Below are 17,556 nucleotides of genomic sequence, written 5' to 3' on the forward strand. Positions count from 1 at the left end.
GTAATGAAAATTACAACAAAAATTAACCTGATTACGACAGCTTGGATACTCTGTGTGTTGGTTGCAGTCAATGCTGTTGTATTTATTTCTTTCATGAAAATTACTGTAAATATGGAAGAGGATGTATTGGTGCACAAAGCCCAAAATGTCATTGCCGAAATAAAAATGGATGATGCGCCTCAAGAAATGGAAAAAAAATTAACCACATATTTAACGAATCATTCATTTATAAGAATTATACAACCTGACTCGCAAATTAGAAGTGAAGTGTCCAGCGACCATTATTTGCTTACTAAATTTAAAGGAGAATTTTCTAGCGAACAAGAAGCCCATAGAAGCACAATTAGACAAGCTAGCAAAGAAGAACAAATATTAATCGTTAGGGTTCCCATCCTATCTAAAGGTAAAGTTGTTGGAACTTTAGAAATTGGAGATAGATTACTAGGACTGGAATTAGGGAAGGATGTATTACTTTCCATTCTGACATTTTGTACCCTATTAGGGGCAGGGTTATCGCTGCTAGGCGGCAGGTGGTTATCAAGTGTAATTATGAGACCTATTTCCAATATGATAAATACGATGGAGGATATTGAACAAAGCGGTATACCCAAAAAAATCATCATTCAACATGAAACAAAAGATGAACTGCAAAAAATGGCGGTTACTTTCAATCGGATGATGGGCAGATTGGATGTGAATTTGGATAAACAGAAGCAATTCATTTCAGATGCTTCTCATGAAATAAAGACACCGCTAACGATTATAAAAAGTTATGCCGATCTCTTGAGAAGACGCCGCATAAAAAGTGAAGAAAAAGCACTTGATGTGATAAATGTCATTCATTCAGAGGCAACCCGAATACAGAAAATGACGGAAAGGCTGCTGGAATTAGCCGATACGGAATTGGAAATTACCTTAGATTATAAATCAGTGAATGTAATAACGTTATGTGAGAACGTATTTAAACAATTCAAAGAGGTTTATGGGCGAGAAATAAACTTTCATTACGAAGAAGATTCCATTACGGTTATAGCAGATGAATTGAAGATAAAACAGGTGATCATCATTCTTTTAGATAATGCAATCAAATATAGTACAGACAAAATTGATGTGTATGTAAAGGTTCAGCTATACTCTACCGTCATTCGGGTAAAAGACTATGGTATTGGAATACCTGAGCGTGACATAGAAAATATCTTTGAGCGTTTTTATCGTGTGGATAAGGCTAGAAGCCGTGAGACAGGTGGATCAGGGCTAGGTTTATCGATAGCAAATAATATAATGAAGCAACATAATGGAGAAATTAAAGTGGTTAGTGAAGAAGGAATTGGAACGGAAGTGGCATTATTCTTACCCAAAAGGTAATCCGTTTCTTGTGCATGAAAATTTGCCGTAAAATACAAGATTGAGGTGTTCTGTGAGTGACACAAATATGGATGATTAGCTTGGGTATCATATTATTGTTTTTTCTAGTTTATACGATTGTCCCTACCGTAATTATTCGTGTAAGCGGATCGGGCATAACCCAAAAAAACAAGAGAAATAATGGGATAGCCCTAACTTTTGATGATGGTCCCAATCCTGAATATACGACACGATTACTTGATCTTTTAAAAAAGTACGAGATAAAGGGTTCGTTTTTTGTTGTGGGCAGTAAAGTGAGAAATAACCCTGATATCATTAAACGAATGCATGATGAGGGACATACAATTGGGATTCATCACTTTGATCATGTTTCAAGCTGGATCCTTTCGCCCTTTCGTTTAAGGAAACAGTTAAATATGACTGAAAAGGCCATTACGGATTGTACGCATGAAAAAGTCACCTTTTACAGACCGCCGTGGGGCCATTTTAATCTATTTACACCCATGATCAGTAAAAAATATAGAGTGGTCATGTGGTCGGCCATTTTTGGAGATTGGAAGGTGGAAACATGCAAGAATGACCTGCTAAATCAATTGCGAACAACGTCAACGGAAAGTTCCATTATCTTGCTCCATGACTGCGGGGAAACCTTGGGTGCGGATAAAGAAGCACCTCACTATATGATTGAAGTTTTGGAAATTTACTTAGAGGAAACAATTAAAAAGGGAACAAAATTTATTACATTAAAAGACTTATAACTGATTCGAGGGGATTTTATGAACATAGATAGTATTTTACATTTTATTGACTTATATGGCTATCTTATCATTTTTCTTTTTTTGTTCATGGGCATTGTGGGCATTCCCGCTCCAGAGGAATCTCTTCTATTTTTAATCGGAGTCTTAATTGGACAAAATAAGCTCTCTTTTGGTTTAGCAACCCTGAGTGCATTTCTTGGAGCCTTTTTAGGGATGCTTATCGCTTATGTATGTGGGAAATATGTTGGATATCCATTTATAAAGAAATTTGGGAAATACGTGGGCATTACCAATGAACGATGGGAGAAAGTACAGGAAAAGTATATGAATAATGTCCAAAAAACAATCGTGTTTGGGTTTTATCTACCAGGAATAAGGCAGATTAGTCCGTATTTTGCAGGAATCAATAATATTCCCCTCTTTAAATTCATTCTCTTTTCCCTGCTAGGCACGTTTCTCTGGACTGTCCCTTTTATAGTGGCAGGGTATTATATGGGCAACGCCTTTCATATAAATCCAGAATATGTTCCACTTTTAGGTGTCGTATTCATCGTCTTTTTTTTGATATATGCTTTTATCAATTACATGAAGAGCAAAAAAAAGAATGGATAGAAGACTATTCAAGCGGGCTGCCTAAGTTTAGGGAACGGGGGCTTGTGATAAGGTGAACGTATCATTAAAAATTGATTAAAATGAAAGTTATTAACAAAAAAAGTGTTATATTGTAAAGGGAAAAAAACTCTTGAACATGCAAAACGTCTTTTTTCCAAGTCCGTAATCATTACATTAAAAAGAATGATTTCAATAGGGGATGACATATATGAAGAAGGTTTTGTTTTTACCTCTCTTCCGCATGCAGTCGGGACATCATCAAGTTGCAGAGGCCTTAATGGATATGTTTAAAAAGCATACAGACGGAGTTATTTTGAAAAAAGTAGATTTGTTAAGTTATACGAATAATTCTTTAGAAAAAATGATAACAACCGGTTATTTGAAATGGATCCGTTATGCACCAGAAAGCTATAATCTCGCCTACAAAAACCTTTTTTACGTTAACTCGCAGAAGGAACGTTCATTTAAATGGTATCAACATATATTTTTGAAAAAAATGGAACAATTGATAGCGGAGGAAAGGCCAGATTTAATTGTGTGTACACACGGATTCCCTTCCTATCTTTTAAGCCAGTTAAAGATAAAAGGGAAGTGCAGCACCCCGATTATAAACGTGTATACGGATTTCTTTATTAATAATGTATGGGGAAGCAATGGGATTGATTTTCACTTTCTTCCAAGTCAGGAATTGAAAGAAAAGCTATTAAGCAAGAATCAAATATCGAAACATAGTATGATGGTAACAGGTATTCCTGTGCATGAGGAAATCACTAAAAGGGCACGTGTATTTAACAACACAGATCGCCCCAAAGTTTTAATCTCAGGAGGAAATAGTGGTTTGGGCGGGATTTTGAATTTAGCTGGTGAATTAAAAAAATCAACCGCTTTTGATTATTTTGTACTTTGTGGTAACAACAAAAAGCTATATGATGAGATTAATACATGGGGTTTAGCTCATATTAAACCATTGCCTTATATCTCATCAAGAATTGAAATGAACAAAATTTATGATGAAGTGGATGTAATCATCACGAAACCAGGTGGTGTCACCATTAGTGAAGCACTTCGAAAAAGGCTTCCGATTTTCGTCCATTCGATGCTGCCAGGACAGGAGGAAATTAATCTACAGTATTTAAAAGACAATAAACTTGTATTTGAAATCAATCCTAAATCTTCATTTGAAAAACAAATGCTTACTATTTTAAAGGACCATGAAAAAATGGATCAGTGGGATAAATCGATCGAAACCTATCAAAAGGAAATGGAATTGGAAAACCCTGAGGGAATGGTTGAAATTATGAAAATGATTCTTAATCTGAAACAAGCCGATAAGCCATCATATTTCACAAATCAGTCAAAAGTTATTTATAGCTAGGGGACATTCTATTTTTCCTGCCGTCAAGCGGCCCCATTTTTAATAATAACATTCGAGATTCATATAAGAGAAAAGAAAGAAAACGAAAGAGAGAAGTTGAATGATAAACGACTTTATCCAATCTATTTTACTTACACTCATGGATTATGGGTACCTAGGAATTACACTTGGACTTATGATTGAAATTATTCCAAGTGAAATTGTATTATCCTATGGGGGCTTTTTAGTTTCCCAAGGAAAAATTGGCTTTGTTGGCGCGGTTATTGCTGGAACAATTGGCGGAACCATCGCTCAGATATTTGTTTATTTAATCGGATATTATGGTGGAAGACCATTTTTAGAAAAATATGGAAAGTATATATTCATTCACAAAAAACATATTGAACTATCGGAAACTTGGTTTACTAAATATGGACCAAGCGTCATTTTTACGGCTAGGTTCATTCCGGTTGTCAGACATGCTATTTCCATTCCAGCAGGGATTTCCAAAATGCCATTAATGAAGTTCACGAATTATACGCTGCTAGCTGTACTTCCGTGGTCTGTGCTTTTTGTATTCCTCGGGATGAAGTTAGGAAGCAATTGGGACCAGATTAACGAGATGGCCAAGCCCTATATCCAGCCAGTCGCATTCGTGGCGATCCTCATTATTGCCGGAATGATCATTCGCGGGTTCATGAAAAAAAAGAAAAACAAAGGTTTTTTATGATTTTAAATAGTGAAGGGACCTCCTATTAGGTGGTCTTTTTTTTTTGTCGACGAGATGGTGAATCTCTAGGGTTATTCCCTTTATTTTGAAACTTTGGTATGTGTTATCCGTATATAATGTGAGTAAATACCTATTACCAAGGAGGATAATAATGTGGAGAAAGCAATAGTTGATTATCTTATTGTGGCTCTGTTGATTATTGGTTTCACATACGGTCTTATTAGAGAAATTAGGCAATGCGTTAGCATCATAAAAGGAAATAAATCTGATGATGTTCATTACAAGAGGAGACTGATTGGGAACTATCTATCTTGCCTATCCTATGTGGGCTTTCTTTTTTCTTATATTTTGAATCTATTATTAGTATTAATGATTATACCAGATGCATTTTTCACAAGTGATAATACGAGTTTTTGTTGTTTTGGGTTTCTTGCGATGCTTTTAATCGCTAAATTTGGGATTATTCCAAAAGAAATGAAAGAAACTAATTACAAAATATGAGCCACGAATACATAATTGAGAAAGTGAAAATATGAAGTGAAGGAAATCCGAAATGACCCCACATATATGTCCTTTATGAACATAAGAAGATAGATCGTCATTCGAACGAAATGGAAAAAAAGATGTTTGCCGAAACTTCATGGAAGTGGGTGATTAAATGGAAAAACCAATCAAAATCGAAGATTATAAGCCCGAGTGGGTAAGTGAGTTCGAACAGGAAAAAGCGAGGATAATGGAGGCATTAAAAAATTATCCCCTTTTTGTTGAGCATATTGGAAGTACATCTGTCGAAGGATTGGGGGCAAAACCCATTTTGGACATCATGGCTGGCGTTCATCATTTAGATGAGGTGGATATGTTCATTGAACCCTTGCAATCGATTGGGTATGTATTTGTCGCACATAAGGAATTTCCCGAAAGGCGTTTTTTTAGAAAAGGTCAATGGAGAGCGGGGACACACCATTTGCATTTCTATAAATACGGAAGTGAACAGTGGAAAAATCAACTTTCATTTAGGGATTATCTAAGAACTCATCCTAACGTACGGAACCAACATCAGCAATAAAACGGGAATTATCTCAAATCCATCCAGCTGATGTGGTGGGTATACGGAATCGAAAGCTCCATTTATTCAATTTGTTCTGGAACAAGCGAATAAAGAACGTAATGGGTATGTGATTTTTTTAAAAAGGAAACGTTTATTATTTTTTGCACGCTCCAGATCAATGAGATATAACCTGCATTGGAAAAAGGAGGCTTTCATGAGAAAGGTCGAGGTCGTTTCACATAAGAAAGAGTGGTCGATTCTGTTTCAAGGTGAATGCAAAGAATTACAGGATATATTTGGGGATGAATTGATAGGGCTATACCATATTGGCAGTACGGCGATACCTGCCATTCATGCCAAACCTGTAATAGATATTTTGGCAGTCGTTCGTAGTATAGAACGTGTCGTTGGGTTTAATCAAAAAATGGAACAGATAGGTTATGAAGCCAGGGGAGAGAATGGGATCGCTGGACGAAGATTTTTTAGTAAAGGCGGGAATGAGAGGACGCACCATATTCACATGTTTCAAAAAGGACATGAAGAAATAGCCAGACACCTCGCTTTTCGGGACTATATGTTGGCCCATTCCTATGAAGCACAAAGATATAGTCAGCTGAAACAGCGCTTGGCTGCACAATTCCCGAATGATATCAATGGATATGTAAACGGGAAAAATGATTTTATAAAAGAGATGGATGAACGAGCAAAACACTGGCTGAAATCGATGAATAAGCAGGGTGATCATGATGCTGATAAAGTGGATATGATGCCAAGTGAGTGTGGAAATCCAAAGTTTTAGGTTAAGGTTGAATCTAAGTCACCCTTACGAAGTTTAGGAGATGAAACAGTTAAACGGGGTTTAGCAAAAGTATGGATCTACCCCGTTAAAGTACACCCTCAAATAAAATCCCGACTTTATCTTTGAAAGAAAGAGATAGATTCGGGATTTGTTTTTTATTAAGTTTTAAAACTTATTTGGGAATTGTTTGATAATCCCTTCTGTTAGGGTGTCAGCCAATTTAATAATATGATCTTCACCTTTATCAAAAGCAGAAATTTCCGCATCTGTATCCTTTTTTATTCTGGATACAACTTGGTCTGTAAGCAATTTTAAATGTGTATATAGCAATTCCTTTAATTCATCATTGCTCCAATTCGGATTGGCTTTACTAAGGAAAAGAGCAATATCATCAGCGTTTCTATACCATTCAGCATTAAATTTTTTCAGATTTTCCTGGTTTCCGCTTTTTGCTGCATCCACCACTTTTCCTGCAAGAACGATGTGCTCCCTTAACAGTTCAGCTAGTTTGTTGCCAGCTGCATCGCCATAATAAGGTTTGATTGCATTTCCTATATCATCCTGATTTTTTAATAACCTATTCAGTACCTTTTCTTTGTCATCCAAATCTGATAAGGCGCTTACCATATAGCTTCTTGTCCATATAGTATGGTCAATCCAAAGTTTCTGTAAAGAATGTTTTAGCTGTTCCGATGATTTACTAATACATTGTCTTTGTTGAGCCCCTTTTCCTTTTGCCTCAGTGGTTAGAGGAGAAAAGATCAAAGCAAAAGACATAAACAAGATCATTAATGTTAAAAATCGGTTTTTGATAAAAATCATCTCCTTTATATACATTTAAATGCTCCATTATTATTTGAGTAATTTATAGGTTTTACTCTTCACGGAAAAATTCGGAACCGTTAAGGGTAATAATACTGACCCATTGAATGCACCTTATTTTTGCCGAGTTAATGCCAATCACCGCATGACTAACGGTTGTGTAAACTACTAGCACCGCGTATTCGAGTTTTTCATTTTATTGAAATACAGGATTGACAGCTTAGGTGTATTACGGGTATAGTACATCCATAAGGTGTATGAACCACTTGGTACATACACGCAAGACAATCAGACTTTTTTTAATAAATAGGGGGTGGTTTTTTATGAACGTAAATACCCGGGAACCGGTATATCTGCAAGTCGTTAGGCATTTTAAAGAACAAATAGCCATTGGCAAATTCGTGGCCGGACAGGAAATTCCCTCTCGAAGAGAACTGGCCGCTTCATTGAACATAAATCCTAATACTGCTCAAAAAGCGTATAAAGAAATGGAGGAACAGGGCTTGATTCATACTGAACGAAATTTTCCCAGTCAAATTACGACGAACGAAACGGTTTTACAGGCTGTGAGGCAGGAACTTATTCTGGCTGCCGTTGATTCGTTTGTCGATGCGATCCGTCCTATTAATGTGCCAGTTGATGAACTGCTTCGTGTGGTTAAAGAGAAATATTCGGAAGAAATAAGGGAGGGGGAAGAAGAATGATCGAAGTAAAAAAAATCTCTAAGAATTACGGCCGGAAGAAAATCTTGGACGGTGTTTCTTTTACCGCCAATAAAGGGGAAGTCACTTGTCTGATCGGGATAAATGGTGTCGGTAAAACGACTACACTCAAAGCCATTATGGGCTTGACGCCATATAAAGGCGAAATCCTGATTGATGATCAAAAAATGACAAAGGACAGCTATGAAAAAATCACCTTCATTCCAGACGCACCAACGATGCTTCCGCAAATGACGGTTAAACAGGCAATGGTGTTCATGGAGGATTTCTATACATCATGGAACACGGAAAGAGCCAATCAATTAATGGGATTCTTTAAGCTGAAAGAGGAGACCCCCATTTCGGAATTGTCAAAAGGGAATACAGCTAAGCTTAACTTAATGCTGGGTCTGTCCCTTGACGTGGATTATGTACTGATGGACGAACCGTTTTCGGGCATCGATATGTTTAGCCGTGAGCAAATCGCCGATGTCTTTGCAAGTCACCTTATTGAAGACAGGGGCGTCATCATCACGACCCATGAAATTGGTGATATTGAACATTTAATCGATAAGGTCATTTTATTGGATAATGGTACAGTGCTGAAAGAGTTCAATACAGAAGAAATGCGTGAAGAGGAAGGGAAATCGGTAGTCGATGTAATGAGAGAGGTGTATCAATCATGATGCGTTATTTAAAACTAGTGAACTTTGAAATCAACCGTTTCAGTAAAATCTATCTTAGCTTATTGTTGATCACCTTGGTTTCACAATTTGCTGGAGTGATCATTGTAACGAACAGTCTTCTTAATGATGCCAGGAAGATCATGTCGGAAGAAAAACTATCGGAGGCCGCTTATATTACCAATTATGGAGGCATTGATTTTACCCATATCGCCAATACGCTTTTGTTTCAAGGACCGATCGCGCTCAGTGCCGTTGCTCTTATTTTTTACATTTTCCTTATATGGTATCGTGATTGGTTTGGAAAAAATACGTTCATTTATCGCCTATTGATGTTACCGACATCCAGATTGTCGATCTACCTTTCCAAGGCCACGGCCATCTTTTTGATGGTGTTAGGATTGATTGCTTGGCAGATTATCATTTTACCAATGGAAAATGCCCTTTTTGATTCAAGGGTGCCTGAAGCGTTCTTGAACATGGAAATGTCGTCTGCTGGAATAATCAAATTCAATCCTGTCTTGAATTTAATTATTCCAACTACATTCACGCAATTCTTGCTTTCCTATGGGATCGGTCTAATGGTCATGGCTATATTATTTACAGCGATCATGTTTGAAAGAAGTTTCCGTATAAAAGGTATCATTTTGGGCTTGGTGTATTGCGGAATAGCTGCAGCGTTGTTTTTAACTCCTGTTTTCGCAATGGCAAGTGATGTTTTCTATTTTTACCCTGGTGAACTTGTTGGAACACTGATCGCTTTAGGAATCATCGTGACAGGAATTTCGATTTGGCTTGGTTCTTGGTTATTAAAAAACCGCGTTACTGTATAACAACAACTTTTAAGGAGAGTGAACAAGGTGAAACGTTATCTATGCAGCATCATAATTGGATTGGTAGTCATTTTAAGCATCGGGACCTATTATGTCAAAGTAGCTTCCTCCGCTTCAGGACTTCCAATGTATACGTTCAAGAAGCTAGAAGGTAGTAGCAAAGAGCTTGATCCGGTAATCATACATGGTTCACATGAAGCCGATCCCTATTTTGAATCATTAACGATTGAATCCAATCAAACAACATATGACAGCGAAAAGTCTTACTTTGAAAGTTTAACTGGAAGACAAGATGCTCAAATGGGAAGATTAATGAAAGAACATCGTTCATTTATGCGTGGGAAGGATTACATCGATTCTTTTTATGAAGACAGTGATTTCCTAGCTTACGCCTCGGTGAATGAGGATTTCACAAAGAACGGAAACATGGAAGCGGAGTTTGATATCGCTTTATTGGAGAAGAAAGGCAACGATGAAACTTCTTTCAGTTTGGAACTTCCCGATCAAGTGAGAAAAATGAATACGAATGTGGTGGATGTGCAATTGGTCCATTCAAAGCTACAGGTATTAACGACTAATGATGTGAATTCCAACGATGACAAGCAAACGAAAGAGGTTCATCTGTATACGATCGATTTAGCTAATAAGAAAGTAATAAGCGATAAAACTCTATTTTCCGAAACTTATAAAGGCAATGACCAAGTCGAAGTTGGGATGCCAGTTGATGTTGCTCCCACCCAGTCAAACAACATGATTTTATTTTCTGTAATCAAAGGGGTAAATCATGAGGATGGTTCGTATGAGGAAAGGCCAAATGAAAGCAAACTGCTATCTTATAATTATGAAACGGAAAAAATGGAACATGTTAAATGGCCAAAAAATGAATCGCTTAGCCTAGACAAGATAAGAAAAGGCTTTGGGGATGGGAAAAATCTATACGTAGTTGATAATCAATCCAACAATTATCACATTAAGACGATTGATCTAAGCAGTCAAAAGGTAACGAAGGATCTAGAGCTAGACCTAGCTGTTCATAAGAATGAAGAATACTTCGCCACCGTTAAGAATGGAAGTGTGTATTTACTTCTAGGTAATGACAGATATCCAGAAGAAATGGATTATAAAACTAAACCGCCTCAATTGCTGATCGCCGATTTAAAGACCGGAAAGACTTTATATAAAGGGGAAACAGTCATCCAATCAGCAGAGCAAAAGAAGACCAAAAATCTTGGTTTTTATGTAGAAAATATAGAAGTCAAATAAGGACCACTATCACTAGAAGCTTTCTCAAAAGTAAAAACTTTTGAGCGGCTTCTTTTTTAGTAATGGTCGAAATATCTCACTGAAGGTCGAATTATCACCAACAACTGACGAATTCCCATGTGCAATTTCACGGACTGCTTATCTCGGACAGATTCCAAGAATCGAACTCGTGGAACAAAGGCCATGAAAAAAGGATATCCTCCAATAGGATATCCTTTTTTCCGTTATCGGTTAAATGGAAACGATTTTTGCTCGTGCAGTCCGTTCTTTCCTGCCGTGCAAGAAGTAGTAAAGAACGGAAGTTGCGATGACCACAACGCCAAGGATGACATAAAGTGTGCTATAGCCTGTTACTGGAATGATGAATCCCAGAATATAAGGGCCAAACCCAAGTCCTGCATCAAGCATGATAAAGAAGGTGGATGTTGCCATTCCCATACGGTGAGGAGGTGTCAATTTCACGGCAATAGCCTGTGAGCTTGATTGCATGTTACCGAATCCAAGGCCGATGAGGAAACCAGCTGCCAATAAAGTGAAGCTATTGGTTGATATACTTAGTAGGAGCAACCCGACACCGAAAATCATGAAAGCTGGATACATAATGAAGTTCGCGCCTTTCCGGTCCATTAGCGGTCCTGAGAAAGGGCGTGATAATAATACGGCTACTGCGTAAACGACAAAAAAGAAGCTTGCAGTATTGACCAGGTCGATTTCTATGGCATAGAAACTGATGAAAGAAAGGACGCTGGAATAACAGAATGCCAATAACAGTGTAATGAATGAAATGGGCAGTGCCTTCGGTTCAATAAAATTGGAAAGCTTGAATCCTTTACTTTCAGATACTTTTGCCGTTACTTTCAATGCTGGTACATACAAGAAGAATGCTGTAATCAGACTGATAATCCCTAATGCCAGGCAGAAACTGAAAATGACTTTGAAGCTTGTATGTTGGGCCATATAAAGACCGATGAAAGGGCCGATTGCTGTCGCAAGTGTCGCGCTCATGCTGTAATAGCCGATGCCCTCGCCTTTTCGTGTTGTAGGGATGATCTGAGCGACGATCGTTCCTGTCGCAGTACTAGCCATCCCCATCGCCATACCATGAATCAGCCGGTTAACGAGCAGGAAGCCAATTCCTAGATCCACAAAATATAGAATGGTTGTCAATGTGAAAAAGATCAAACCGATGAATAATGTTTTCTTCCGGCCGATTGAATCAATGAAACGGCCGATGAATAGACGTCCGATTAATGTTCCTATTATGAATATACCCGATATGAGTCCTGCTTGACTTGTAGATGCATGCAATTCATTTACAGCATAGATGGCAAGTGTCACCATCAATAAATAAAAGATTAAAGTTATGAAAAAATTAATGGAAGAAACGATGATGAAGTCCTTCGTCCATAATTTAGGTCTGGATTGTTCCATTTTATTATCTCCTTACTTTATGATGTTATTTCTTATTTCGCCCATGATGCGGATGGCTGCGAGTTGTTCCTCTTCGGTGATCCCTTTTAGGATGTCCTGTTCGTATCGATCGATTGTCACGCGGACTTCACTGTATATCTTTGATCCAAGCTCCGTAAGCCGCATTCTTTTTTCGCGTCTATCCTTGCTTGGGACATGCTCGACATACCCAAGCTCTTCTAAACGGGTGATGGTCCTCGTAATCGTGGGTTTTTCAACATTTTGGTAATTGGCCAGTTCTACTAGAGTTGCAGAACCATAATTGGATAAGTAATGCAATATGGACCATTGCGCTCGGTGTAAATCATGCTGGTTCAGCTGTATATTTAAATTATTTTCAAAAGGCCGGTACAGCAGCAATAGTTCTTGAAAGAATTTTTGGAAAGTCTTTATTAGAAACACTCCTTATAATATATAGTTACCAAGAGTAATTGTTACCCTGAGTAACTATAATATCAAAATTAATCCATTTTGTCCACTCGGATTTGAATTGTTTAGTTAAATTGGTTTTTAGTTAAAATGAGGGGGAATATAGGAATAGGAGATGATGTGAAGTATGTATAAATCTATGATCGCGTTGATTGCCGCAGCAACAATGCTAACTGCTTGCAATAATGACAAAGCGGATGAAAACGGGGAAAAATCTGTGCAAACAGCAGATGAAACTCAAACAAGTCCTAAACATGAGAAGTGGTCTTCTTTACCCGAATATGACCAAATCATCGAGCAAATCGGCAACGAAGACTATACTTTCAATAAGGAAACGGATAACGATGATAAACGAGTATTCCTTATTGAACTGAACGGTAAAAAACAATATAAAACCGTTTTCGTCAAAAATACCAATCGCCTGAAAATTATCAAAATAAATGGCGGTGGGGAGGTTTATGACGAAATCTTAAAATAAGTGGACCTGCATAAGTGTTGTATAGAGACCTTTATTGGTTTGATAAAGGGGCGGGGGAAAAGGACTGTAATGTAGCAGCCCTTTTTTGTTCTGTAAACCTTGACTAAGGTTATCGCATCATAATATTATGCCCGTTTCTCCAAGAGCACTGAAAAAATTTGAACGCCGGGACATGTGGGGATGACAGTTGTCAAAAGGTTTCATCCATCATATTGAGCTGTATGTTTCATGTTTAAAAAGAGGACCATTGATTTTGGGGGCTGGTTTTGGACGAGATGGGCTATGAGCGATTTCAGGAGTGGGAAAGCGGGTGAGATGTACATCGTTTTTGTACAAACGGAAACAAGGTTTCTTGACATTCCCTATCATAGGGGGCGAGTGGGTCTTAACCATCTAGTTTTTCACGCCACTTCCCGGCAACTGGTTGATGAGATCACCAGAAAGGTAAGGAACAGTGGAGTTACCATCCTATATGCTGACAAGCATCCATCGCCGTTGGGTAGGGTCATTATGCTGTATATTTCGAAAATCGAACTCGCGGCCCCTTAATGGATCATACGGAATAGTTGGCATAGCTATAATGGCCGTTATGTTCATCTTTACCTTTCTCGGGTTGTTCAGGTTCTGGACCAAGGTAAAATGCTTCGATTAATATAAATGCACCGAAAACCTGGGCCCAGCTGCCAAGCAAAAGGATTTGCTCTCCCATTCGCTTTTTTTTATTTAAAATGAAAATACTCCCAATAGATTCAAAAAAAGAGCCCGCCGCAATGAGGGCATTTCCTTTAATTTCAAGAGATCGTGAAAGGGACTCCTCCGTCAAAGATGCCCCGATTGCTTCAAAAACGGCACCTAGGCCTTGGATTCCACTGCCGAGCGCATCCGTTCTGGTGCCCTCATCTTCTGAGCCATTCAGCTGCATATCTATTCCAACTGCATTTGCTGTATTACCTGCAGCCTCAAGCCAAGCACCGAAAATGAAATAGGATTCCGAAAGTTCATTTTCCGGATTTATCATTTTTGTTCGACCGATTGCTTGCAGCGAATTTCCAACGGCTTCAATGACATTCCCTTTTAAGAGCAGATCTTTTCCGAGGTTAGTACCCGTTAAAGTTTGCCGGGTTTGACCGATTGCACCAGCGAGTGTGCCAATTCCTAATAACCATGCTCCTGAAATAAGGAGGTCATCTCCATGAGTGGTCATATCTCAAACGCTCCTTAAAAGTGGTTACATTATATTATTCAAAAGCCATTGTTTGTTTCATGTTGCTTAAAGTCAGGTAAGGAGCACGAGTGGACGAATGATATAATTTTTAACCATTTATTGGTATAATGGCGATTGGAGGTGATGGCATGTCTTTTAAATATATTTTTCAAATGATAATCGCTGCAATTTTCTTTTTGCTTTTTTCAGTTTGTACCTGGTATGAAGGCAGCGAAATTCTTGATAATCCGTGGGAATGGAAGTATTCAACATATTTTTCACAAGCATCGGATGATCAAGTGATGGATGCCCAAGATATTTCGGATTTGGACTATTTTGTGTATGCCGCGAAATTCAAGCCGACATTTCCAATATTTATGATCCTTGCAGCTTCGTACTTAATCATACTTACGGGTTATATCCTTTTCAAAGGAAGTATAAAACGTATGGCTCTATTTTTGTCTGGATTGGGTGCCCTTTTTCTGCTTTCAAGCGTATTTGTATCCAATACCCCGACGGTAGGAGGAACTATCTTTCAAGTTTTCTTTCTCATAAGCGGGATGATATCCATAATGGGTGCAGCTCTATATTATTTTTGGATGTCAAAAGGATTCAAGACTGAAATATGATGTCACTTCATGCAAATGAAACAGCGAAGCTGCCGATACATACGAGACATTTTTTTTTTTTGCAAATAGGTGACACAAAATGACCAAAATTAATAGTCATTTCAGCGATATTCTAAAGAATTGAACTTACCTGAAATATGGTTTATAGTTAAGTCGAAATTAGTAGACCAATTGCTATATTCAGTTACGGACCTAATGCCTTCAATCGTTTTTTAAAAGAATAAAGTGAAATGGTGATAATATGTCAGGCAAAATCAAAATTGAACAGCCAAAGATTCCCAAGGACTTAACTCAAGCAAATTTTCAGGAAATTTATTATAAAGATGAGCCTTATCTGGATTCTTGTATCATAACTAATTGCACGATTGATAGAGAAAAGATGGACCAAATCGTTTTATCACAGGTTGTCTTTAAACATGTGACATTCAGTGATGTATCATTCAGGAATATTGAACTGACGGATGTAATTTTTGACCATTGTGATTTGACGAATGCCGATTTCATGGGTGGCTCGATTCATCGGGTTGAATTCAGAGAGTCCAAATTACTAGGCATTAATCTTTCCGATGCCAGTTTAGGAAATGTCCTATTTGAGAATTGTAACTTAAATTTAAGTGCTTTTGGTTATGCTGCTTTAAAGCAAGTGAAGTTCGAACATTGCTCTTTGGACAGTGCCGATTATTATGAGTGTAATTTCAAGAAAGTGATGTTCGATACATGTCAACTAAACGAAGTGAATTTTTCTCGGACTCCGCTTAAAGGAATTGATCTTAGCAGTTCTCAATTTCAAAGGCTAACCGTATCCCTGGAAGATTTAAATGGATGTGAAGTTTCCCCTGACCAAGCGATAGGCTTTGCAGCGATGCTTGGACTAAAAATTAAAGCATGAACCTGTGATAAATAAAATCGTAAACTGAGAGCTTGCGATGACTTTTGGGGCCACAATTTGGTGGCCTCTTTTTTAGTTGGCTGGCCGATACGGTGGATCCATGAAAACATGGTGTATTCCATCCATTTGAAATACATATATTTTTATGTGAATGAAGAGTACAGAATGTTTGCACAAACACAACATTGCTTTACAATATCTGTTAGATGGGTTGGGGGTGGAAATGTTGATTATCAATAAGGTCACTTTATATAGTCATGCATTGAATGATATGCGTACTTTCTATGTTAATGAGTTAGGATTTGAGTTGCTCGCGGATACTCAAGATGGCTTTGAAATTAAAGTTGGGGACAGTGTACTTGAAATTAAAAAATATCTACACGAAGAAAAGCCTTATTATCATTTTGCGATGAACATACCGACCAATTTATTTCTTGCTGCAAAAGAATGGGCAAAATCAAAAGTGGAATTAACTAGGGAAGATGATGAGGACGAAGTTTATTTTAGCTTTTCGGATGCACATGCCTTTTATTTTTTGGACCCTTCAGGCAACATTGTCGAGTTCATATCGAGATATGCCGTTTCACCGAAATCTGAGGCAGTGTCTTTTTCTGCTCAAGAAGTCCTGTGCATTAGCGAAATAAACATTACGACTGATGAAGTTAGAGTACTAGGAAATCAGTTGATCGGTTTGGGTATTCCCGTAAGGAAAGATGAGCCGATAAGAGAAGATGGTTTAAATTTTATAGGGGAACATGAAGCAGGCTCGTTTTTACTTTTAGGCCCTAGGAAAAGGCGTTGGATCTTTTCGAAAAGAGAATCGGAAATTTTTCCACTTTCGATAGTCATTGATGAGCAAATAACAATTTCAGTGGATGGGGAAGGATATATGAAATTGAAAAAGGGGGATGATTGATTGATCAGAAATTTGGAATGAGGTAGATTTATATTTTGGGTGAAAAGCTTCAAACGTCTGAACACATCGTGAATTCGATATTGAAAGCAAATGCAGAAGCGGGGCTGCCTGCCATTGATGTATCCCCAGGCCAAGGGAAATGCCTTCATTTACTCGCAAAAACCAGTGGAGCGAAAAGAATAGTGGGAATTGGAACTCTTGGCGGCTAAGCGGTGTTTGGATCGCGGGCGTTGCCGGATTGATGGCAGGTTGATAACGCTTGAATATGAGGCTAAGCATGCTAAAGTGGCTGAGGAGAATATAAAGAATGCGGGAATGGCCAATAAAATCGATATCATTGTCGGGACGGCGCTCAAAACTTTGCAAGCTCTTAAAGAAAAGGGATTGTCCAGTTTCGATCTTATTTTTATTGATGCTGATAAACCTAATAATCCCGAGTATCTTATATGGGCGTTGGAACTTTCGCGGCCTGGGACCGTCATCCTGGAATCGTTCACGGAGCATGAAATGAAAAATCGTCGTTTACATACAATTGTTTATAGTTCGCTCAATACAGTGAATAAAACACCATAA

22 protein-coding genes and 1 pseudogene are annotated in these 17,556 nt (G+C 38.0%); 19 read left to right on the top strand and 4 right to left on the bottom strand.

Features of this window, described 5'->3' with window-relative positions; all coding sequences use genetic code 11:
- Positions 1 to 3: 3 nt before the first annotated feature.
- From LQ203_RS13505 to LQ203_RS13540, 8 genes are all read left to right on the top strand, one after another.
- Entirely contained in the window at positions 4 to 1,365 is a 1,362-nt protein-coding gene (locus LQ203_RS13505) for a HAMP domain-containing sensor histidine kinase (RefSeq protein ID WP_230158877.1), read from the top strand.
- Positions 1,366 to 1,421: 56 nt separating this feature from the next.
- The gene (locus tag LQ203_RS13510) at positions 1,422 to 2,123 is read left to right on the top strand and encodes a polysaccharide deacetylase family protein (RefSeq protein ID WP_230158878.1); all 702 of its coding nucleotides are present in this window, start codon (positions 1,422 to 1,424) and stop codon (positions 2,121 to 2,123) included.
- An 18-nt stretch (positions 2,124 to 2,141) separates the two neighbouring features.
- Positions 2,142 to 2,735, top strand: coding sequence for a DedA family protein (locus LQ203_RS13515; protein ID WP_230158879.1), 594 nt, complete (start codon positions 2,142 to 2,144; stop codon positions 2,733 to 2,735).
- Positions 2,736 to 2,943: 208 nt separating this feature from the next.
- Positions 2,944 to 4,110 (top strand): galactosyldiacylglycerol synthase, encoded by a 1,167-nt coding sequence (locus LQ203_RS13520; RefSeq protein WP_230158881.1) that lies wholly within the window; start codon positions 2,944 to 2,946, stop codon positions 4,108 to 4,110.
- Between the two features lie 100 nt (positions 4,111 to 4,210).
- Entirely contained in the window at positions 4,211 to 4,819 is a 609-nt protein-coding gene (locus LQ203_RS13525) for a DedA family protein (protein WP_230158882.1), read from the top strand.
- Positions 4,820 to 4,972: 153 nt separating this feature from the next.
- Complete coding sequence (locus tag LQ203_RS13530; protein WP_230158884.1) at positions 4,973 to 5,320, top strand: hypothetical protein; 348 nt, start codon at positions 4,973 to 4,975, stop codon at positions 5,318 to 5,320.
- Positions 5,321 to 5,477: 157 nt separating this feature from the next.
- Positions 5,478 to 5,885 (top strand): GrpB family protein, encoded by a 408-nt coding sequence (locus LQ203_RS13535; RefSeq protein WP_356714451.1) that lies wholly within the window; start codon positions 5,478 to 5,480, stop codon positions 5,883 to 5,885.
- Between the two features lie 196 nt (positions 5,886 to 6,081).
- Positions 6,082 to 6,666 (top strand): GrpB family protein, encoded by a 585-nt coding sequence (locus LQ203_RS13540; protein WP_230158964.1) that lies wholly within the window; start codon positions 6,082 to 6,084, stop codon positions 6,664 to 6,666.
- Between the two features lie 165 nt (positions 6,667 to 6,831).
- On the opposite strand, the gene LQ203_RS13545 is transcribed toward LQ203_RS13540, so the two are convergent.
- Complete coding sequence (locus tag LQ203_RS13545) at positions 6,832 to 7,479, bottom strand: glycosyltransferase (RefSeq protein WP_230158965.1); 648 nt, start codon at positions 7,477 to 7,479, stop codon at positions 6,832 to 6,834.
- 332 nt (positions 7,480 to 7,811) lie between these two features.
- On the opposite strand from LQ203_RS13545, the gene LQ203_RS13550 reads away from it, so the two are divergent.
- From LQ203_RS13550 to LQ203_RS13565, 4 genes are read left to right on the top strand one after another with little or no spacing between them, the layout of a single operon-like run.
- Positions 7,812 to 8,192: a GntR family transcriptional regulator gene (locus tag LQ203_RS13550; RefSeq protein ID WP_230158888.1), complete on the top strand. Its 381-nt coding sequence runs from the start codon at positions 7,812 to 7,814 to the stop codon at positions 8,190 to 8,192.
- Complete coding sequence (locus LQ203_RS13555; protein WP_230158889.1) at positions 8,189 to 8,875, top strand: ABC transporter ATP-binding protein; 687 nt, start codon at positions 8,189 to 8,191, stop codon at positions 8,873 to 8,875. The genes LQ203_RS13550 and LQ203_RS13555 overlap by 4 nt, the downstream gene beginning before the upstream one ends.
- Positions 8,872 to 9,705: a hypothetical protein gene (locus LQ203_RS13560; protein ID WP_230158890.1), complete on the top strand. Its 834-nt coding sequence runs from the start codon at positions 8,872 to 8,874 to the stop codon at positions 9,703 to 9,705. Before LQ203_RS13555 ends, LQ203_RS13560 begins: the two co-directional genes overlap by 4 nt.
- A 27-nt stretch (positions 9,706 to 9,732) precedes the next feature.
- Positions 9,733 to 10,968, top strand: coding sequence for a hypothetical protein (locus LQ203_RS13565; RefSeq protein ID WP_230158891.1), 1,236 nt, complete (start codon positions 9,733 to 9,735; stop codon positions 10,966 to 10,968).
- Positions 10,969 to 11,199: 231 nt separating this feature from the next.
- On the opposite strand, the gene LQ203_RS13570 is transcribed toward LQ203_RS13565, so the two are convergent.
- Together LQ203_RS13570 and LQ203_RS13575 are read right to left on the bottom strand one after the other, a co-directional pair.
- Positions 11,200 to 12,399, bottom strand: a complete 1,200-nt coding sequence (locus tag LQ203_RS13570) for an MFS transporter (RefSeq protein ID WP_230158893.1) — start codon at positions 12,397 to 12,399, stop codon at positions 11,200 to 11,202.
- 12 nt (positions 12,400 to 12,411) lie between these two features.
- Entirely contained in the window at positions 12,412 to 12,831 is a 420-nt protein-coding gene (locus LQ203_RS13575) for a MarR family transcriptional regulator (RefSeq protein ID WP_230158966.1), read from the bottom strand.
- A gap of 163 nt (positions 12,832 to 12,994) precedes the next feature.
- Here LQ203_RS13575 and LQ203_RS13580 point away from each other — a divergent pair, with 163 nt between their 5' ends.
- Both LQ203_RS13580 and LQ203_RS13585 read left to right on the top strand, forming a co-directional pair.
- Positions 12,995 to 13,345, top strand: a complete 351-nt coding sequence (locus LQ203_RS13580) for a hypothetical protein (RefSeq protein WP_230158894.1) — start codon at positions 12,995 to 12,997, stop codon at positions 13,343 to 13,345.
- Between the two features lie 187 nt (positions 13,346 to 13,532).
- Positions 13,533 to 13,834, top strand: a pseudogene (locus tag LQ203_RS13585) (hypothetical protein); the annotation flags it as partial.
- A 64-nt stretch (positions 13,835 to 13,898) separates the two neighbouring features.
- Here the strand turns inward: LQ203_RS13585 and LQ203_RS13590 are convergent.
- Positions 13,899 to 14,549, bottom strand: a complete 651-nt coding sequence (locus tag LQ203_RS13590) for a hypothetical protein (RefSeq protein WP_230158897.1) — start codon at positions 14,547 to 14,549, stop codon at positions 13,899 to 13,901.
- A 149-nt stretch (positions 14,550 to 14,698) separates the two neighbouring features.
- Here LQ203_RS13590 and LQ203_RS13595 point away from each other — a divergent pair, with 149 nt between their 5' ends.
- The 5 genes from LQ203_RS13595 to LQ203_RS13615 all read left to right on the top strand — a co-directional run bounded on the left by LQ203_RS13595 (position 14,699) and on the right by LQ203_RS13615 (position 17,556).
- Positions 14,699 to 15,178 (top strand): DUF4306 domain-containing protein, encoded by a 480-nt coding sequence (locus LQ203_RS13595; protein WP_230158899.1) that lies wholly within the window; start codon positions 14,699 to 14,701, stop codon positions 15,176 to 15,178.
- A 241-nt stretch (positions 15,179 to 15,419) separates the two neighbouring features.
- The gene (locus tag LQ203_RS13600; protein ID WP_230158901.1) at positions 15,420 to 16,067 is read left to right on the top strand and encodes a pentapeptide repeat-containing protein; all 648 of its coding nucleotides are present in this window, start codon (positions 15,420 to 15,422) and stop codon (positions 16,065 to 16,067) included.
- Positions 16,068 to 16,290: 223 nt separating this feature from the next.
- The gene (locus tag LQ203_RS13605; protein ID WP_230158902.1) at positions 16,291 to 16,983 is read left to right on the top strand and encodes a glyoxalase; all 693 of its coding nucleotides are present in this window, start codon (positions 16,291 to 16,293) and stop codon (positions 16,981 to 16,983) included.
- A gap of 35 nt (positions 16,984 to 17,018) precedes the next feature.
- Positions 17,019 to 17,192 carry a hypothetical protein gene (locus tag LQ203_RS13610; protein WP_230158903.1) on the top strand — a complete coding sequence of 58 codons (174 nt, stop codon included), beginning with the start codon at positions 17,019 to 17,021 and terminating at the stop codon, positions 17,190 to 17,192.
- A complete protein-coding gene (locus LQ203_RS13615; protein ID WP_230158904.1) occupies positions 17,182 to 17,556 on the top strand; it encodes a class I SAM-dependent methyltransferase in 375 nt (124 codons plus the stop codon). The genes LQ203_RS13610 and LQ203_RS13615 overlap by 11 nt, the downstream gene beginning before the upstream one ends.

The sequence above is a fragment of the Peribacillus sp. Bi96 genome (assembly GCF_918698115.1).
In the GTDB taxonomy this organism is placed as follows: Bacteria; Bacillota; Bacilli; order Bacillales; family DSM-1321; genus Peribacillus.